Annotated in this window: 19 protein-coding genes; 2 read left to right on the top strand and 17 right to left on the bottom strand. The window is 66.9% G+C overall.

Annotated elements, in window-relative coordinates; translation table 11 throughout:
• Positions 1 to 115: 115 nt before the first annotated feature.
• The 5 genes from BLV97_RS09790 to coxB are packed head-to-tail and all read right to left on the bottom strand — an operon-like array spanning position 116 to position 3,635.
• The gene (locus BLV97_RS09790) at positions 116 to 931 is read right to left on the bottom strand and encodes a cytochrome c oxidase subunit 3 (protein ID WP_035845135.1); all 816 of its coding nucleotides are present in this window, start codon (positions 929 to 931) and stop codon (positions 116 to 118) included.
• Positions 932 to 1,519 carry a cytochrome c oxidase assembly protein gene (locus tag BLV97_RS09785; RefSeq protein WP_081825148.1) on the bottom strand — a complete coding sequence of 196 codons (588 nt, stop codon included), beginning with the start codon at positions 1,517 to 1,519 and terminating at the stop codon, positions 932 to 934.
• Positions 1,516 to 1,695: a hypothetical protein gene (locus BLV97_RS09780; protein WP_035845133.1), complete on the bottom strand. Its 180-nt coding sequence runs from the start codon at positions 1,693 to 1,695 to the stop codon at positions 1,516 to 1,518. The genes BLV97_RS09785 and BLV97_RS09780 overlap by 4 nt, the downstream gene beginning before the upstream one ends.
• Entirely contained in the window at positions 1,695 to 2,630 is a 936-nt protein-coding gene (gene cyoE / locus BLV97_RS09775; RefSeq protein ID WP_035845128.1) for a heme o synthase, read from the bottom strand. Before cyoE ends, BLV97_RS09780 begins: the two co-directional genes overlap by 1 nt.
• 51 nt (positions 2,631 to 2,681) lie before the next feature.
• Positions 2,682 to 3,635, bottom strand: coding sequence for a cytochrome c oxidase subunit II (gene coxB / locus BLV97_RS09770; protein ID WP_081825147.1), 954 nt, complete (start codon positions 3,633 to 3,635; stop codon positions 2,682 to 2,684).
• 174 nt (positions 3,636 to 3,809) lie between these two features.
• Between coxB and tldD the strand changes: the two genes are divergently transcribed.
• Positions 3,810 to 5,231, top strand: a complete 1,422-nt coding sequence (tldD, locus tag BLV97_RS09765; protein WP_035845127.1) for a metalloprotease TldD — start codon at positions 3,810 to 3,812, stop codon at positions 5,229 to 5,231.
• A 209-nt stretch (positions 5,232 to 5,440) separates the two neighbouring features.
• Here tldD and BLV97_RS21955 read toward each other — a convergent pair whose 3' ends face one another.
• The 6 genes from BLV97_RS21955 to BLV97_RS09740 all read right to left on the bottom strand — a co-directional run bounded on the left by BLV97_RS21955 (position 5,441) and on the right by BLV97_RS09740 (position 12,269).
• Complete coding sequence (locus BLV97_RS21955; protein WP_373296455.1) at positions 5,441 to 5,554, bottom strand: Stf0 family sulfotransferase; 114 nt, start codon at positions 5,552 to 5,554, stop codon at positions 5,441 to 5,443.
• A gap of 40 nt (positions 5,555 to 5,594) precedes the next feature.
• Positions 5,595 to 8,195 (bottom strand): type I DNA topoisomerase, encoded by a 2,601-nt coding sequence (gene topA / locus BLV97_RS09760; protein ID WP_035845126.1) that lies wholly within the window; start codon positions 8,193 to 8,195, stop codon positions 5,595 to 5,597.
• A 219-nt stretch (positions 8,196 to 8,414) separates the two neighbouring features.
• The gene (dprA, locus tag BLV97_RS09755) at positions 8,415 to 9,665 is read right to left on the bottom strand and encodes a DNA-processing protein DprA (RefSeq protein ID WP_081825146.1); all 1,251 of its coding nucleotides are present in this window, start codon (positions 9,663 to 9,665) and stop codon (positions 8,415 to 8,417) included.
• A gap of 106 nt (positions 9,666 to 9,771) precedes the next feature.
• Positions 9,772 to 10,647 (bottom strand): glycosyltransferase family 10 fucosyltransferase, encoded by an 876-nt coding sequence (locus BLV97_RS09750; RefSeq protein ID WP_051646215.1) that lies wholly within the window; start codon positions 10,645 to 10,647, stop codon positions 9,772 to 9,774.
• 54 nt (positions 10,648 to 10,701) lie between these two features.
• Complete coding sequence (locus BLV97_RS09745) at positions 10,702 to 11,550, bottom strand: alpha-1,2-fucosyltransferase (protein WP_035845146.1); 849 nt, start codon at positions 11,548 to 11,550, stop codon at positions 10,702 to 10,704.
• Positions 11,547 to 12,269 carry a glycosyltransferase family 25 protein gene (locus BLV97_RS09740; RefSeq protein ID WP_035845123.1) on the bottom strand — a complete coding sequence of 241 codons (723 nt, stop codon included), beginning with the start codon at positions 12,267 to 12,269 and terminating at the stop codon, positions 11,547 to 11,549. The genes BLV97_RS09745 and BLV97_RS09740 overlap by 4 nt, the downstream gene beginning before the upstream one ends.
• A gap of 174 nt (positions 12,270 to 12,443) precedes the next feature.
• Between BLV97_RS09740 and BLV97_RS09735 the strand changes: the two genes are divergently transcribed.
• Entirely contained in the window at positions 12,444 to 12,812 is a 369-nt protein-coding gene (locus BLV97_RS09735) for a DUF2237 family protein (RefSeq protein WP_035845122.1), read from the top strand.
• Here BLV97_RS09735 and BLV97_RS09730 read toward each other — a convergent pair.
• From BLV97_RS09730 to BLV97_RS09705, 6 genes are all read right to left on the bottom strand, one after another.
• The gene (locus tag BLV97_RS09730) at positions 12,797 to 13,318 is read right to left on the bottom strand and encodes a helix-turn-helix transcriptional regulator (RefSeq protein WP_035845120.1); all 522 of its coding nucleotides are present in this window, start codon (positions 13,316 to 13,318) and stop codon (positions 12,797 to 12,799) included. The two genes, BLV97_RS09735 and BLV97_RS09730, sit on opposite strands and share 16 nt — an antisense overlap.
• A 33-nt stretch (positions 13,319 to 13,351) precedes the next feature.
• Positions 13,352 to 13,771 (bottom strand): hypothetical protein, encoded by a 420-nt coding sequence (locus tag BLV97_RS09725; protein ID WP_035845118.1) that lies wholly within the window; start codon positions 13,769 to 13,771, stop codon positions 13,352 to 13,354.
• Entirely contained in the window at positions 13,771 to 14,010 is a 240-nt protein-coding gene (locus BLV97_RS21175) for a hypothetical protein (RefSeq protein ID WP_176992646.1), read from the bottom strand. Before BLV97_RS21175 ends, BLV97_RS09725 begins: the two co-directional genes overlap by 1 nt.
• A 569-nt stretch (positions 14,011 to 14,579) precedes the next feature.
• A complete protein-coding gene (trpB, locus tag BLV97_RS09715; RefSeq protein ID WP_035845117.1) occupies positions 14,580 to 15,812 on the bottom strand; it encodes a tryptophan synthase subunit beta in 1,233 nt (410 codons plus the stop codon).
• 128 nt (positions 15,813 to 15,940) lie between these two features.
• Positions 15,941 to 16,579, bottom strand: coding sequence for a phosphoribosylanthranilate isomerase (locus BLV97_RS09710; protein WP_035845114.1), 639 nt, complete (start codon positions 16,577 to 16,579; stop codon positions 15,941 to 15,943).
• 156 nt (positions 16,580 to 16,735) lie between these two features.
• A partial coding sequence (locus BLV97_RS09705) for an EF-Tu C-terminal domain-related protein (protein WP_483063685.1) occupies positions 16,736 to 16,867 on the bottom strand: 132 nt, incomplete at its 5' end.

Below are 16,867 nucleotides of genomic sequence, written 5' to 3'. Positions count from 1 at the left end.
TCCGTTCGGGGTGGCGCAGGGTTGGGGGATATTTGCCCCCGGCGTATCAGAAGGCGCAATTGAAAAGGCGCGCGCCGCGGGGGCACGCGCCAACAACGACGGGACGGTCGCGGCGCTAATGCGCGATGCCGGAACTGCCCCAGATATAGACCGCCGAGAACAGGAACAGCCAAACCACGTCCACGAAGTGCCAGTACCAGGCGGCGGCTTCGAAACCCACATGCTGCTGCGGGGTGAAATCGCCACGCATCGCGCGCAGCATGCAAACGAAGAGGAACAGCGTCCCGATGATCACATGGGCGCCGTGGAACCCGGTCGCCATGAAGAAATTCGCGCCGTAGATATTGCCCGAGAAGCCGAAATGCGCGTGGGTGTATTCGTAGGCCTGAACCACCGTGAAGAACAGCCCCAAGCAGATCGTCAGCGCCAGGCCGCGCACCAGATCCTTGCGGTTGTTCTCATGCACCAGCGCGTGGTGCGCCCAGGTGATCGCCGCGCCCGACGTCAGCAGGATCAGCGTGTTGATCAGCGGCAGATGCCAGGGATCAAAGGGCGTCACCCCCTGCGGCGGGTAGGTCTGGAACGCCGCCGGCTGTTCGGGCCCGCCGGGATACATGGCGTGTTTGAAGAAGCTCCAGAACCAGGCGGCGAAGAACATCACCTCGGACATGATGAACAGGATGAACCCGTAGCGCAGCCCCAGCCGCACCACCGGGGTGTGATCGCCGTGGTTGCCTTCATAGACCACCTCGGACCACCAGCCATACATGACGTAGAGGACCAGAAGCAGCCCCCCCACGAACATGTAGGGCCCCTTGTCATGGATCATCAGCACCAGGCCGAAAAGCATGATGAAGGCCCCAAGCGCGCCCAGGAAGGGCCAGATGGAAGGCTTCAGAATGTGATAATCGTGGTTCGTTTCATGCGCCATTTACGTCCCCTCGTCGGAATGTTCCTGACCTTTGGTCATGCCCGGCGGTGGATGCGCCGGCAGTTTGGCCACGAAGGGCACATCGGCACCCCCCCCGGCGGGAAAATCGGCTTTGGTAAAACTGTAGGATAGCGTGATTTCGCGGATGCCGCGCAGCACCGGATCGCGCGCGATCGCGGGATCGACGTAGAAGGCCATCGGCACCTCGGCCCGCTCGCCCGCGCCCAGAACTTGGGTCTGGCCGCATAGACAGGCAACCCGGACCAGATAGCGATCGGCTGCGGCGGGGGTAACGCGATACGCCGCCCGCGCCGCCCCGGCCTGAACACCGGGATTGCGCAGGTTGAAGAAGGCAAGGCCCGTCTGCCCCAGCTTCAACTCGATCTGCCGCGCGCTGGGGCGAAAGTCCCATCCGGTGGCAGAGGCATGGGTCTCGAACCGGACGGTGAGGCTGCGTTGCAGCGGGTGCTGCGCCCCCGCGCCCCGCGCCCACAGATACAGCGGCCCGGCCCCCAGAACCGCCAGCACAACAAGACCTGCCCCGACACGGGCGCGCAATCCGCGCGGCGTCGGGGCGGATCGCGTCATCCCGAGGCCCCCTGGCTGGCCGCGGCCGGCTTGGCGGAAACCGGCTTCGGCTGGTCGCCCACCTTCACGATGGTCAGCGCGAAGATCAGCACCACCAGCGCCAGAAGCGCGCCGCCAAGCCCGAGATTGCGCCCAAGGCGGCGCTTGAAGATCTCATGCCCGGCGGAAAAGCCCATTACCACCAGCCCCCCAGACCCAGATGATGCAGCACGCCCTCGGCCAGAAGCGCCGCGAACAGCCCTGCAAGATAGATCAGCGAGAAACGGAAGGTCTTTTTCTCGACGGCGTATTTGTCGGCTTCGGCCGCGGCCTCGTCACGTTTCCAGATCCGCCACGCGCCGCGCAGGAAGCCCGCGCTGAGGATCAGCGAGGCGGCCAGATAGACGCCGCCGCCGATCGCGGTGAACGCCGTGCCCACGGCCACCGGCGTCAGCAGGATGGTGTAGACAAGGATATGCGTGCGCGCCGCCTTGCGCCCGTGGGTCACCGTCAGCATCGGCACCCCGGCGTTGGAATAATCGTCCTTCATGAACAGGGCCAGCGACCAGAAATGCGGCGGCGTCCACATGAAGATCAACATGAACATCGCGACGCTTTCCAGGCTGATCCCGCCGGTCGCGCAAGCCCAGCCGATCATCGGGGGGAAAGCGCCCGCGGCGCCGCCGATGACGATGTTCTGCGGCGTCGTGCGCTTGAGCCACATCGAATAGATGACGACGTAGAAGAAGATGGTAAAGGCCAGCAGCCCGGCCGCGACCCAGTTCGCCGCAAGTCCCAGCATGGCGACCGAGATCAGCGACAGCACCAGACCCAGCGCCAGCGCCTCGCGCGGCTCGACCCGGCCGGCGGGGATCGGGCGGGCGCAGGTGCGGCGCATGATCTGGTCGATGTCGCTGTCCCACCACATGTTCAGCGCGCCCGAGGCACCGCCGCCCAGCGCGATGAACAGGATCGAGGCGACGGCGATGACCGGATGCACCGGCACCGGCGCGACCAGCAGCCCCACCAGCGCCGTGAAGACGACCAGCGACATGACCCGGGGCTTGAGCAGCGCGACATAGTCGCGAAACCCCGCCTCGCCCGTTTGATCAAAGGCCCGAATATCGGTCATCTCGTCCTCGCCGGAAGTCAGGGGAATCCACGCATTCCCCTACTCCCATCCCTATCGCAACGCTACGCGGATCGCGGGTTTGTTACCACCCCGCCCCGGAACAGGCGCATCGGTCGCACCCGCATCCGCGAACTGCTGTTTGGCCTTGGCAAGCCAGGCCTCGTATTCAGGCTGGCTGACCACCCGGATCTCGATCGGCATGAAGGCGTGATCCTTGCCGCAAAGCTCCGAGCACTGGCCGAAATAGATACCTTCCTTGTCCGCCTTGAACCAGGCCTGCGCCAGGCGGCCGGGAACCGCGTCCTGCTTTACGCCGAAGGCGGGCAGCGCGAAGGAATGGATCACGTCGGCACCGGTGATGTTCAGCACCACGATCTTGCCCACCGGCACCACCACCGGATGATCGACCGCCAGAAGCCATTGGTCGCGGCCATAGCCCGCCTTCTTCAGCTTGGCCTCCATCGCGGCGTTCAGCACGAAGGGCTTGATGTCGGGCCCGTCGCTGTCGTCGATCGTCGCCGGGCTGCCGATCATGTAGCTGTCGAACACGATCTTCTCGTCGGGGTACTGATAGCTCCAGAACCACTGGTTGCCGGTCACCTTGATGGTCACGTCGGCCTTGGGGATCTCCATCTCCTTGAAGAGGGTCGGCAGCGAGAAGGCCCCGATCGTCACCAGGATCACCACGGGGATCAATGTCCAGGCGATCTCGAGCGGGGTGTTGTGGGTAAAGCGCGCGGGCGTCGGGTTGGAGCCCGCCCGGAAGCGATAGATCACATAGAGTAACAGCACGGTGACGAAGACGACGATCGCGGTCATGATCACCATCATCATGCCGTCAAGCCATTGCAGATCATGCGCCACCGACGAGGCGGCGCCCTGAAAGCCGATACCGCCAGCTTTCGGCTGACCCATGAATTCAAGCTGTTGGGCACTCGCGGCAGCGGCGGCGAGAAGCGAGGCGGACAGGGTAGCGACGCCCGCGAAAGTGGTCGTGATGCGCATTCTGTGTTCCCATGTTTTGCCGCGGCGTTGACACCCGCTTGTCGAGGCGCGCGGGGCGCGCTCCCGTCTGTTTCTCAAAAATGTGAAGCACATTGCGCGGGAATCGACAAGAAAAACTGGCGCGGCAAAACAGCGCCCGTTGATCCAGATCAAAGACGTGCTAAGCCCATTCACATGACTCAGGATGTTTTCCGCCCATTCGAGACCGATCTGGATGAGGGCCGCGCGCTGGCCCATCTGCGCGCGGCGACCGCCGGCGCCGACGACGGTGAACTGTTCCTTGAACGCCGCCGGTCCGAGGCGCTGGTTCTGGACGACGGGCGCATCCGCAACGCCAGTTATGACGCCTCCGAGGGTTTCGGCCTGCGTGCCGTGCGCGGAGAGGTGGCGGGCTATGCCCATTCCACCTATCTGACCGAAAGCGCGCTGGCGCGCGCGGCGGAAACCGCGCGCCTGGCGGTGGGCGATGGCGGCGGGGTGATGGCCGATGCGCCGCAGCCCACCAACCGCCGCCTCTACACCGACCACGACCCGATGGCGGATGCCGGCTTTGGCGTGAAGATCGACACGCTGCGCGAGATCGACGCCTACGCCCGGGCGTTGGACCGCCGCGTGGTTCAGGTCTCGGCGACGCTGGCGGCCTCGTTGCAAGAGGTGGTGATCCTGCGCCCGGAAGGGAGCATCGTTTCCGACATCCGACCGATGGCGCGACTGAATGTCGCGGTCATCGTCGAAGAGAATGGCCGCCGCGAAAGCGGCAGCGCCGGGGGTGGCGGGCGCGTCGGCCTGACCGGGTTGATCGCAAGCGACGCCTGGCAGGAAACCGCGAAGGAAGCGTTGCGCATCGCGCTGGTGAACTTGCGCGCCGAACCCGCGCCGGCGGGCGTGATGGATGTGGCGCTGGGGTCGGGCTGGCCCGGCGTCTTGCTGCATGAGGCCGTGGGCCACGGGCTGGAGGGCGATTTCAACCGCAAGAAATCCTCTGCCTTTGCGGGATTGATGGGCCAGCAGGTGGCGGCCAAGGGCGTGACCATACTGGACGACGGCACGATCCCGGACCGGCGCGGCAGCCTGACAGTGGATGACGAGGGCACGCCCTCGGGCAGGAATGTGCTGATCGAGGACGGGGTGCTGGTGGGCTACATGCAGGATCGCCAGAACGCCCGGCTAATGGGGGTGAAACCCACCGGCAACGGGCGGCGCGAAAGCTATGCCCATATACCGATGCCGCGGATGACCAATACCTACATGCTGGGCGGCGACGCCAGCCCCGAGCAGATCGTGGCCGAGGTCAAAGACGGGATCTATGCCGTGGGCTTCGGCGGCGGGCAGGTGGACATCACCAACGGCAAGTTCGTGTTCTCCTGCACCGAGGCCTACCGGGTGAAGAACGGCCGTCTCGGCGCGCCGGTGAAGGGCGCGACGCTGATCGGCGACGGCCCGACCGCGATGCAGCATATCCGCGCGATCGGCAACGACATGGCCCTGGATCCGGGCGTCGGCAATTGCGGCAAGGCCGGGCAATGGGTGCCGGTGGGCGTAGGTCAGCCGACGCTGTTGATCGGCGGGCTGACGGTGGGCGGCTCGGCGGCCTGAGGCCGGGACAGAGCCGTGCGCGTTCGGAGAGCTGGCCAGGGAGCCGCCGGCCACGCATGGCCATCAGGGCGCCAAGCCATTCCTACATCTGGCGGAGGCCACAAAGTGGCGCACCGCCCCGTCTGCCCGGCGCGCGGCGGCGAGATAGGCGCGCTCGAACGCGGCTTCGCCCATGACCTGGGCAGGGCAAGCCCCTATTCCGCCGCCCATTAGGCGTTGGTCGCGGGGAGAGAGAAATAGCTGTCGGGCGCGCCGGTGCGCCCGGGGGCTTTCAAGAGACCGCAGGGCAGCGTGCTGCCAGAGCGCGGCGCGGTGCATGGCACGTCGCCATTGGTCACCGCCCCAGCACCGCCCGCCACGGGTCTATTCCGCAGCCTTCTTGGTGGACTTCGTGGCGGTGGTCTTCTTGGCCGCCGTCTTCTTTGCCGCCGTCTTTTTGGCTGCAGGTTTCTTCGCCGCGACCTTCTTCGGAGCGGCTTTCTTCTTGCCGCCCTTGGACGCCTTTTCATTGACCAGCTGCACGGCCTCTTCCAGCGTCACCGCCTCGGGCTCCATCCCCTTGGGCAGAGTCGCGTTGACCTTTTCCCATTTCACATAGGGGCCATAGCGGCCAGGCATCACGCTGATCGCGCCGCCATCGGGGTGATCACCCAATTCCTTCAAGGGTTTGGCCGCCGCGCCGCGACCGCCGCGCGCGGCCTTCTGGGCCAGCACCTCGACCGCGCGGTTCATGCCGATGGTGAAGACCTCTTCCACATCGGGAAGGTTCGCGTAGACGCGGCCGTGCTTGACATAGGGGCCATAGCGGCCGACGCCGGCCTCGACCAGTTCGCCATCCTCTGGGTGCGGGCCGATCGGACGGGGCAGCGCGAGAAGCTCCAGCGCACGCTCCAGCGTCAGATCGCCCGGCGCCCAGCCCTTGGGCAACGAGGCGCGGTCGGGCTTGGGCTGCTCCTCCGTCGCCTCGCCGCGCTGGACATAGGGGCCGAAGCGGCCGTTGCGCAGCGAGATGTCATTTCCCGCCGCGTCCTGGCCCAACACCTTGCCGTCCATCGCCGCCGCGCCATCGTCGCCGCCGGGGGCCGAGATCGGGCGCGTGTAGCGGCATTCGGGATAATTGCCACAGCCGATGAAGGCCCCGCCCGAGCGCGCCGTCTTCAAATGCAGCCGCCCGGCGCCGCAGAGCGGGCAGACGCGCGGATCCGACCCGTCCTCGCGCGCGGGGTACAGATGGGGCGCCAGCACCTCGTCGATCTTGTCTAGCACCTCGCCGATGCGCAGATCCGCCGTCTCGGCGATCGCGGCCGAGAAATCGCGCCAGAAATGCGCCAGCACCTCCTTGTAGTCGCGCTGGCCGTCCGAAATGTCGTCAAGCTGCGCCTCGAGATCGGCGGTGAAATCGTATTCGACATAGCGGCGGAAATAGTTGGTCAGGAACACCGTCACCAGCCGGCCCTTGTCCTCGGGGATCAGGCGGTTCTTTTCCTTGCGGACGTATTCGCGATCCTGGATCGTGGTGATGATCGAGGCATAGGTCGAGGGGCGGCCGATGCCCAGTTCTTCCATCCGCTTGACCAGCGAGGCCTCGGTATAGCGCGGCGGCGGCTGGGTGAAATGCTGCTCGGGCGTGATCGCGCGCTTCTCGGCGGCCTCGCCCTCGCTGATCTGCGGCAGGCGGTTTGCATCCTCGTCGCCGTCGTCGTCGCGGCCTTCCTCATAGACCTTGAGGAAGCCGTCGAAGGTGACGACCTGGCCGGTGGCACGCAGGCCGACCTGACCATCGGCCGAGGCGATATCGACCGTGGTGCGCTCGAACTGGGCCGCCGCCATCTGGCTGGCGATGGTCCGCTTCCAGATCAGATCGTAGAGCTTGCGCTGATCGGCATCATGGATGCGCAGGCGATCGGGCGAGGCAGACATGTCGGTGGGACGAATGCATTCATGCGCTTCCTGCGCGTTCTTGGCCTTGTTCTTGTACATCCGCGGACTGCTGGGCACATATCTGTCGCCCCAGCTGGCCTTGATCTGGTCGCGCGCGGCCATAACGGCCTCGGGCGCCATATCGATGCCGTCGGTCCGCATGTAGGTGATATGACCGGCCTCATAAAGCCGCTGTGCCGCCGACATCGTCTGACGCGCGCCCATGCCGAACTTGCGGCTGGCCTCTTGCTGAAGGGTCGAGGTCATGAACGGCGCCGAGGGGTTGCGCGTCGCCGGCTTGGCCTCGACCGAGGCCACCTTGAGATCGCGCGAAGTGACCGCCTGGACGGCCAGTTCCGCGGCCTCGGTCGTGGGGATGTCGAACTTTTCCAGCTTCTTGCCGCCCAGCACCGTCAGGCGTGCGTCATATTCCTGGCCGCGGGGCGTGGCCAGCTTGGCGGTGACGGTCCAGTATTCCCTGGCGCGGAAGGCCTCTATCTCCATCTCGCGCTCGACGATCAGGCGCAGGCAGACCGATTGCACCCGGCCCGCCGATTTCGCCCCCGGCAGCTTGCGCCACAGGACGGGCGACAGGTTGAAACCCACCAGGTAATCCAGCGCGCGGCGGGCCAGGTAGGCCTCGACCAGTTCCATATCCACTTCGCGGGGGGCCTTCATCGCCTCGGTGACGGCGGATTTGGTGATCGCGTTGAAGGTGACCCGCTTGACCGACTTGCCCTTCTTCAGCGCCTTGGACAGCGCCTCCTGCAGATGCCAGGAAATCGCCTCGCCCTCGCGGTCGGGGTCGGTGGCGAGGATCAGCTCATCGTCGGATTTCAGCGCCTCGGTGATGGCGCGGACATGTTTCTTGCTGTCACTCGCCACCTCCCATTTCATCTCGAAATCATGGTCCGTGTCGACCGAACCGTCCTTCGGCGGCAGGTCGCGGACATGGCCGTAGGAGGCGAGAACCGTATAGCCGGGGCCCAGATACTTGTTGATTGTCTTGGCCTTGGCGGGGGACTCGACGACGACGACTGCCATGAAAACCTCTGCATGAATTCCCGGTGAGGGGCGGCGTTAGATGGGGGGCATGGGGCCGGAATGTCAATGGATCGCGGTCAAAGCCTGTGTGATCCGCCCTTCGGCCGCCCGATATCGCCGCCTTTGCCTGGCGCTTCGGCACCGATCGCCAGGCGACGGGGGCATATTGCGCGGGCCATGCCGGCGCCGTACCGGGTGCCGATCCGCAGGATGTCACACTCAGTTCATGCGGGAAAGCAACCCGCCGGGCTGGCGCTGCACCCGGCCTTCCAGCTCCAGCGTCAGAAGTTCGGGGGCGATCTGCGCCGCCGGCAGCGCCAGGTCGCGGATCAACTGATCCTCGGCGACCGGGCTGGGGCCGAGCCGATCGAGGATCGCGCGGTGCAGCGCGGCAGCTTCGCGTAGCTCCGGGTTGGCGGGGCGCGGAGGGCGCGGATGCGGTATGCGCCCGCCCTCGCCGCCGACACCGTCGCCGCCGCCCGTGCCGTCGCCGTCGCGTTTGGCCGCCGGGCGCGACTCAGCCCCGCGATCCGCATCCGCGACGCCAAGCCGCGCGGCCCGGTGCGCGTCGGCCAGTGCGGGGGCCAGCAGTTCCAGCACGTCCTCGGCGCCGCGCACCAGCGTCGCGCCATCGCGAATCAACTGGTTGCAGCCACCGGCGCGCGCATCGAACGGATGCCCGGGCACCGCCAGAACTTCGCGCCCCTGATCAAGCGCCGCGCGCGCCGTCATCAGACTTCCCGAGCGTGTCGCGGCCTCGACCACGACCACCACCCGCGCCAGGCCCGAAACCAGGCGGTTGCGCGTCGGGAAATGCCGCGCCTGGGGCGCCGCGCCGATCGGCTGTTCCGACAGCCGACAGCCGCGCGCCGCGATCTCGCGCGCCAGGTCACCGTTTTCCCGCGGATAGATCACGTCCACCCCACCCGCCTGTACCGCCACCGTACCGCTTGGCAGCGCGGCCTCATGCGCCGCCGCGTCGATGCCGCGCGCCAGTCCCGAAACAATGCCGAAACCGGCCTCGCCCAGCGCCGCGGCCAGACGGCGCGCCATGCGCAGCCCCAGGCTAGAGGCGTTGCGCGCCCCGACCAACGCCACCAAAGGCTGTGTCAGCCTTGCCAGATCGCCGATCGCCCACAGCACCGGCGGTGCGTCGGGCAGGTCCATCAGTGCAACGGGATAGTCCGGCGCGCCCCAGCAAAGCATCCGCGCCCCGACCCTGCGGGCCGCGTCCATCTCGGCGCCGGCCTCGTCGATCGTCACCGGGCGATATGTTGTCACGCCAGCCGCGCGGGCCACGTCAGGCAGCGCCGCAAGCGCCGCCTGCGCCCCGCCATGTTCGGCCAGCAATCTGTGAAAGGTTGTCGGCCCTACCCTATGGGAGCGAATGAGACGCAGCCACGATAATCTGTCTTCTTCCGTGGTGGGTGGGGTGAAGGGTGTGGGGGAAGAGAACAAATCTTCGTCCATCGTAACTTCGCCTCATTCGCAAGAAGCACATTGCACGCCAAAGGTTAACAGGTCGTAAACCAATGAACGCATTGCGTGTAATTTTATGCATTTCAAACGCGCGCCGTCAGAGGGACCCGGCGACTGCCCGGGCGGCGCGGTTTTCGGTGTCGGCGAACTTAGCGGCGCGGGCCTGGTTCGCGGTCAACGCGTCGGCGCGCGCATTGTAATCGGCCTCGGACATCGCGCGCACGGCGGCTTCCATCTGGGCCCGATTTTCGCACAGAATCATGCCAGCGGGGTCGAAGTAGTTGGCGATATCGGGCGCGCCCCAATATATCGGCAGAGTCCGGCACAGCAGCGCATCCACCAGCTTTTCGGTGAAATATCCGCGCTCGCGCACGTTCTCGATGACCAGCGAATAGCGATAGGGCGCAAGGCCCTCGGACTTGCGCTCGAACGGCACATAGCCGCCGCCCATCACATCCGCCGCGCCACCGCCGGCGCGCAGCCAGTCCACCATCTCGTGGCGCAGCTTGTGGCCCGGCAGGTCGCGCTTGCCCGAGGCGATCAGCGAAAGCATCCCGGTCTTGGTCAGGTCGGTTTCGCGCCATTCGGGCACCCAGGTGGAGCCGAAGACGAAATCGAGCCCATTTGGAATCGCCGCCAGAAGACCCGGATTACAGGTAAGAATCCGGTGGAAGCGGCGATGATGGCGCCGGGCCTTGGCCATGTGGCGGGCATGCAGGGCCTCCGGCTCGACGATCATCAACGACAGCCTCGCCTTCACCCCGGGCGCGGCAAAAGGCAGCCAGAGCCGCCCCGAGGGATACAGCAGCAGATGATCGCGCGGCCCCAGGTCGCGGACCCGCCCCGCGACCAGCCGCGCCGGACGTCCAAGCGGCCAGTTGAGCCTGTCCAGCGGCATCGCGGCCAGGGCCCGTCCGGGTTTCACCCCATAGGGCAGGATCGCGATGGCGGTCTCGTCTGGCGCGGCGGTCATGCCCATCGCATAAGCGCGCGCCGGGGCCTTGCCAAGCCCCCGCAGCCTTTGCGCCTAGCCGGCCACCCGCAGCCAGCGCTCGGGCAGGATATCGGGGTTCGAAAGCTTCGGATCGCCGAACCAGGCCACCGGCCCCGCCACAACCTTCTGCGGGTTGCGGTTCAGCCAGGCCGCCCACCACGAGAACGAGGAATTGGCGATCACGTTGTGGCGGCACAGGCTCATGAGGCGCAGATCCTCGTAATCCGCCTCGGGGCCGTTGAAGTCGATCACCACCTTGTCGTAGGGCAGCGGCAGGTTGGCCTTGGCCCAATCCGGATCGTCGGAGAAGACGAAGACGGTCGGGTGAACCCCGGCGGCCCGGGCCACCCGTGCCAGCGCGGCGCGGTAATAGGCCTCGGTGCAGGTCGCGTGGGCGGCATGCGCAAGGTAGTCGCCGCGCCGCACATGCAGCGACACCGCCGTGTCGCAGGCCGCGATCCGCGCCGCCATCTCGGCGTTGCGGGGGCTTGGCGGGGTCAGCATCTCAAGCTCGCGCCGCAGGGTCTTGGCGATCGGCGCGAAGTAGCGCTCGGATTGCCAGTAGCCGTGCAGATAGGTGCCGTCGCCCCAGCTTTCGAATGCCGGGTTGTAGCCCAGGCCGCGTTCGCGCTGGAAGCGCGGGTTGCGGCCGGCAAGACGCCACAGGCCATAGCGCAGAAGGCCCTCATGCTTGGCCGGTGGCAGGGGCGCATCGGTGCGGCCGGTCCAGGCGAAATGCCGCCGGCAGGGGCGGTTGCCCTTCACCGCCAGCGCGCGTTCGTCGATCGCAAGCTCTGCCCCCAGCCGCGCCGCAAGCGCCCGGCCCGCCGCGTATTGGAAAAGCTGGTTGCCCATGCCGCCGTGCAGCCGCGTCCAGATCATCGCGCTGCCTCCGACAACCGGCGCACCGCCGCGCGGTAGCGGCCGCGCTTCCATTCCCGCGCCAGACGGTCGGCCAGGCTCTTGCGCTGGGAAATGGTGCTGCCCCCCGCCGTGGCCGCCACGTCGCGCAGCCCCGCCGGATGGATCGCTCCGGGCCTCAGCCCGGTGTGCCAGTGCATCTGCACGAACGTGTCGATCGGCCGGTCGAACGGCGCGGTCAGATCCAGCAGCCGATGCGCACAGTCGCGGTGGATCAGTTGGCCCGAGGCCCGCAGCGGCGTGATTGTGGGGCGGAAAAGACGCGCCGACCCCTCGGCGTCGACCGGATCGCCCGCGACGGGACGGGTCTGGAACTGCACATAGCCCATCCGCGCCACATGACGCTGCGCCAGGGTCAGCGCGGGGGCGAAGGCGGCCGGATCAAGCACCATGTCGTCCTCGAACAGCGCCAGCGCCTCGGCGTCGCTGTCGATCAGCCGCTGCCAGGCGGCCCGGTGGCTGAGGAAACAGCCGATCTCGGCCGCGCGCAGCGCGAAGGGATAGCGCGGGCGCAGAAGGTCGGGACGGTAGGCCGCGGCCAGCGCCTCGGCGGGCAGCGCCGCGCCATCGCAGGCCTCAAGCAGATCGCAAGGCACACCGCAGGCGGCGCGCAGGGCCTCGGCCACCGGCCGCCGGGCGGTGGCGCGGGGCAGGTGAATGACAAGGCCCATCAGACGCATGGCGCCCCTTAGCACGGGGGGGAAAACCTGTCCACGCGGCGTCGCCCGGGGTGACCGTGCTGCGATTCGGGCCTGTGACCTGCGGGCGCGGCGTGTATGCTGGCGGTCGGGGAGATCCCCGGAAAGACCAGGGGCCCGCGGCCGTGGCACCCCCACCGCGCAGGAGATCATGCCATGATGGAACCATCGCTCAACGTCCTGGGGCTGCCGCTGGAGTCCTGTTCGGCAGACCCGTTGACCGGGTTCTTCCGCAACGGTTGCTGCGACACCGGCCCCGCGGACCGCGGACTGCATACCGTCTGCGCCGTGATGACGGCGGAATTCCTGGCGATGTCGAAATATCTGGGCAACGACCTGTCCACCCCGCAGCCGCATTTCGGCTTCGCGGGTCTCAAGCCGGGCGACCGGTGGTGCCTTTGCGCCGCGCGTTTCCTGCAGGCGCATGAGGAAGGCGCGGCCCCGCAGGTGCACCTGTCCGCCACCCACCGCCGGACGCTGGACGTGGTGCCGCTGGATATCCTGCGTCGCTACGCCGCCGACTGAGGTGTCGCAGCGGGGCCGCGCGGGCCGTCCTCGGCCAGCATGTCCTCGATGAACAGGCTCAACAGCTGCGAGCGGCCGCTGACCCCCGCCTTCCGGTAGATCGCCGCGGTCTGGGCCTTGACTGTGCCTTCCGAGGTTTCGCGCAGCTGCGCGATCTCGGCCGTCGACAGCCCCTTGATCGCGAACAGCGCGACATCGCGTTCCGCCGGGGTCAGGCCCCAGTCGGCGAATCGCTCTTCCAGCAGGTCCAGGAAGGCGATCGAGACCGCGCGCAACTGGCGCTCGACCCGGGCATGGCGCCGCACGGTGCGCGCCAGCGCCAAAGCCCCCAGCAGCACCCCCAGCAGCAGACCAAGCGCCGCCCCCACCTGCAACATTTCATGAGCTTCCCAGGGGATCGGTGCCGCACTTAGCCCAAAGACCGAATTCACGATCTCGGAAACGAAAAACACCGTGCACAGCGCCTGCACGATCAAGATCGCCGCAATGACGAAGCTGTTGCTCATCGGGGCCGCCCCGCGCCGCGCGAGAGCATGACCTCACTCGCCATCGCCGCCGCCTCCGCCATCGCCGCCGCCGTCTCCGCCGCCAGAGCCTCCATCGCCACCGGAACCCCCACCGCCTTCGCCGCCGTGGCTGCCGTGGGCGTCGCCTGCCCTGGTCTCGCCGAGGATATCCTCCTGTGCCTTTCCGGTGCCATGCGTCGTGGTGTAGTCGCGCAGAATTTCGCCGTTATGCGGGTTGACGACGATTTCGCGGACTGCGGTCTTGCTCTTGGCCAGGATATGGATGCGCCCCAACCAGGTGCGCCCAATCGTCATCTGGGTAAAGCCCTCGCGGGCAAGCTCCTTCTCCACCTCCTTGGCATAGTCGGGGCTTTGGGCCCAGGAGGCGGCGGGAAGGACGGCGGCCGGGCCCAGACCGGCGATCGTGACAAGAAAACTGCGTCTCGTGAGCATCACGTCTCCGTCCTGCAGGGCCGTCCGGGAAGACGGACGGCCCCAGGGTCTTGCGCGGGATCAGTCGTCCCCGCCGCCGCCATCGCCACCGTCACCGCCGCCGCCGCCGGCACCACCGCCGCCGCCAGCACCGGCACCAGCGCCCGCACCGGCACCAGCGCCCGCACCGGCACCAGCGCCCGCACCGGCACCTGCACCGCCGCCATGGCCGCCGCTATCGTCACCACTGCCGGAATCATCCCCACTCGCATGGCCAGAGCTGGAACCGGAATCATCCGCGCTCTCGTGCCCGGAGCTGGAGCTGGAAACATCCGCGCTCTCGTGCGACGCGCTGTCGGGCGAATCGTCGGCTGCGGTTCCGTTGTCGCCCGAGGTAGAGGATTGCGCGGATGTCCCCGAGGTCGTGTTCGCGGTCGCGGTGATCGAAAGGGGCTGATCGACATTGTTCGCGGCGATCATCATCGCCGTATTCTGAGAGGTTGCCGTGAGTGGCGTATTGGTGGTGGTTGTGGTCGCTGTGTTGGCCGGTGCGCTGGCCATCGCCATGGTACCGAACGTGCCCGCGGCGGTGAGCGCCGTCGCGGCAAGGAGCATCTTCCTCATTGTCTCTCTCTCCGAATTGACGGCAGCACCACACGTGCCACCTGACACAGTGATGTTGCCCGCCCCCACTTATCGATAACCATTGCACACGGGTTTAGGAAAGCCCCACTAAACCCATGAACGACGCGCATAAACCTAGGTTTATGCGCCGCAGATGCAAGAATTCACCAACCCGATGGGGACTCTTTCATTACGCATCAAAAGCTTAGCTATTCATCTCTACCCCAAGGTGGCGCGCCACGGTGAAGATGTCCTTGTCGCCCCTGCCGCACATGTTCATCACTATGATATGCTCTTTGGGAAGCGTCGGCGCGATCTTCATGACATGGGCAAGAGCATGGGAAGGCTCTAGCGCGGGGATGATTCCCTCCAGCTTGCACGACAGCTGGAACGCCTCCAGCGCCTCGGCATCGGTGATGCTGACATATTCGGCGCGCCCGGTGTCATGCAGCCAGGCGTGCTCTGGCCCGATGCCGGGATAGTCGAGCCCGGCCGAGATCGAGAAGCCTTCCAGGATCTGGCCGTCGTCATCTTGCAGCAGATAGGTGCGGTTGCCATGCAGCACGCCGGGCCGACCGCCGGTAAGACTGGCGCAATGCTGCATCTTCTCGTCCACGCCCTTGCCGCCGGCCTCGACGCCGATGATCCGCACCTCCTTGTCGTCGAGGAACGGGTAGAACAGCCCCATCGCGTTCGAGCCGCCGCCGATCGCGGCGATCACCGTATCGGGCAGGCGGCCTTCGCCCTCCTGCTCGGCCAGTTGCCAGCGCACCTCCTTGCCGATGATCGACTGGAAATCGCGCACCATCGCCGGATAGGGATGGGGCCCGGCCACCGTGCCGATGCAGTAGAAGGTGTCGCGCACGTTGGTCACCCAGTCGCGCAGCGCATCGTTCATGGCGTCCTTCAGCGTGCCGCGACCCGAGGTGACGGGGACCACCTCGGCCCCCAGAAGCTTCATGCGAAAGACGTTGGGCGCCTGGCGTTCGACATCATGCGCGCCCATGTAGACCACGCATTTCAGCCCGAACTTGGCGCAGACCGTCGCCGTGGCCACGCCATGCTGGCCGGCGCCGGTCTCGGCGATGATGCGGGTCTTGCCCATGCGGCGCGCCAGGATGATCTGACCAAGCACATTGTTGATCTTGTGCGCGCCGGTATGGTTCAGCTCATCACGCTTGAGGTAGATCTTGGCGCCGCCCAGATGCTCGGTCAGGCGGCTGGCGTGGTAAAGCGGGCTGGGCCGGCCGACGTAATGCTTCCACAGATCGTCCATCTCGGCCCAGAAGGTCGGGTCGGTCTTGGCCTTCTCGTATTCGGCCTCCAGCGCCAGGATCAGCGGCATCAGCGTCTCGGACACGAAGCGGCCGCCGAAGATGCCGAAACGGCCCTGCTCGTCCGGGCCGGACATGAAGGAATTGATCAGATCGTCGGCCATGGTCTTTCTCCCGCGTTACAGCACGCGTTTATCGCCCTTGCGGCACTGCGTAAAGCCAAGCCGTTCGCGCATCGCCGGCATGGGGCGGCGGCCAGTCATCGCCGCCATGCCGAAGCGCGGGGCCGTAGTCACCTTCGCGCCGCAGTGACGAAGGCACGGATCAGCCCGGCGTCCTTCACCCCCGGCGCGCTTTCCACCCCCGAGGCTACGTCGACCTGTCGCGCCCCGGTCAGGCGCAGGGCCTGCGCCACATTCGCGGGCGTCAGGCCACCGGCAAGCATCCAGGGCCGTTTCCACGTCCGGTCGGCGATCAGCCGCCAGTCGAAGGCGATACCGTTGCCGCCAGGCAACTGCGCGCCTCGCGGCGGCTTGGCGTCGACCAGGATCTGATCGGCCTCGTCCTCATAGGCGCCAAGCGCCGCCAGATCCTCTGCCCCTGAAAGCCCCACCGCCTTCATCACCGGCAGCCCGTAGCGCGCGCGCACCTCCGCCACCCGCGCCGGGCTTTCGCGGCCGTGCAATTGCAGCATGTCAAGCGGCACATGATCGAGGATCTCATCCAGTTCCGGATCGGTGGCATCGACCGTAAGCGCCACCTTGGCCAGCCCGACCGGCGCCGCCAGGGCAAGCTCACGCGCGGCGCGCGGTGCGATATACCGTGGTGATCTGGCGAAGAAGTTGAGCCCGACATAGGCCGCCCCCGCCGCATGGCAGGCCTCGACATCCTCGGGCCGGGTCAGGCCGCAGATTTTCACGCGCGTGGTCATGACGCAGCCTTACGCCGCGGCGGGCGGATTGGAAAGGCCGGGCCGAGCGCAAACGACGAAGGGCCGCCCAAAGGGGCGGCCCTTGCATCACGAAGTGATCCGATCACTCGATGATTTTCGACACGACGCCGGCGACGCCAGAAGTGTCCAAGATCATCACTCGATGATCTTGGAGACGACACCCGCCCCAACCGTGCGGCCGCCTTCACGGATGGCGAAGCGCAGCTTCTCTTCCATGGCGATCGGCGCGATCAGCTCGACCTCGAACTTCAGGTTGTCGCCCGGCAT

The sequence above is a fragment of the Allgaiera indica genome, from assembly GCF_900106675.1.
GTDB classification, from domain to species: domain Bacteria; phylum Pseudomonadota; class Alphaproteobacteria; order Rhodobacterales; family Rhodobacteraceae; genus Acidimangrovimonas; species Acidimangrovimonas indica.
This window is presented reverse-complemented; position numbering and strand designations above follow the sequence as displayed.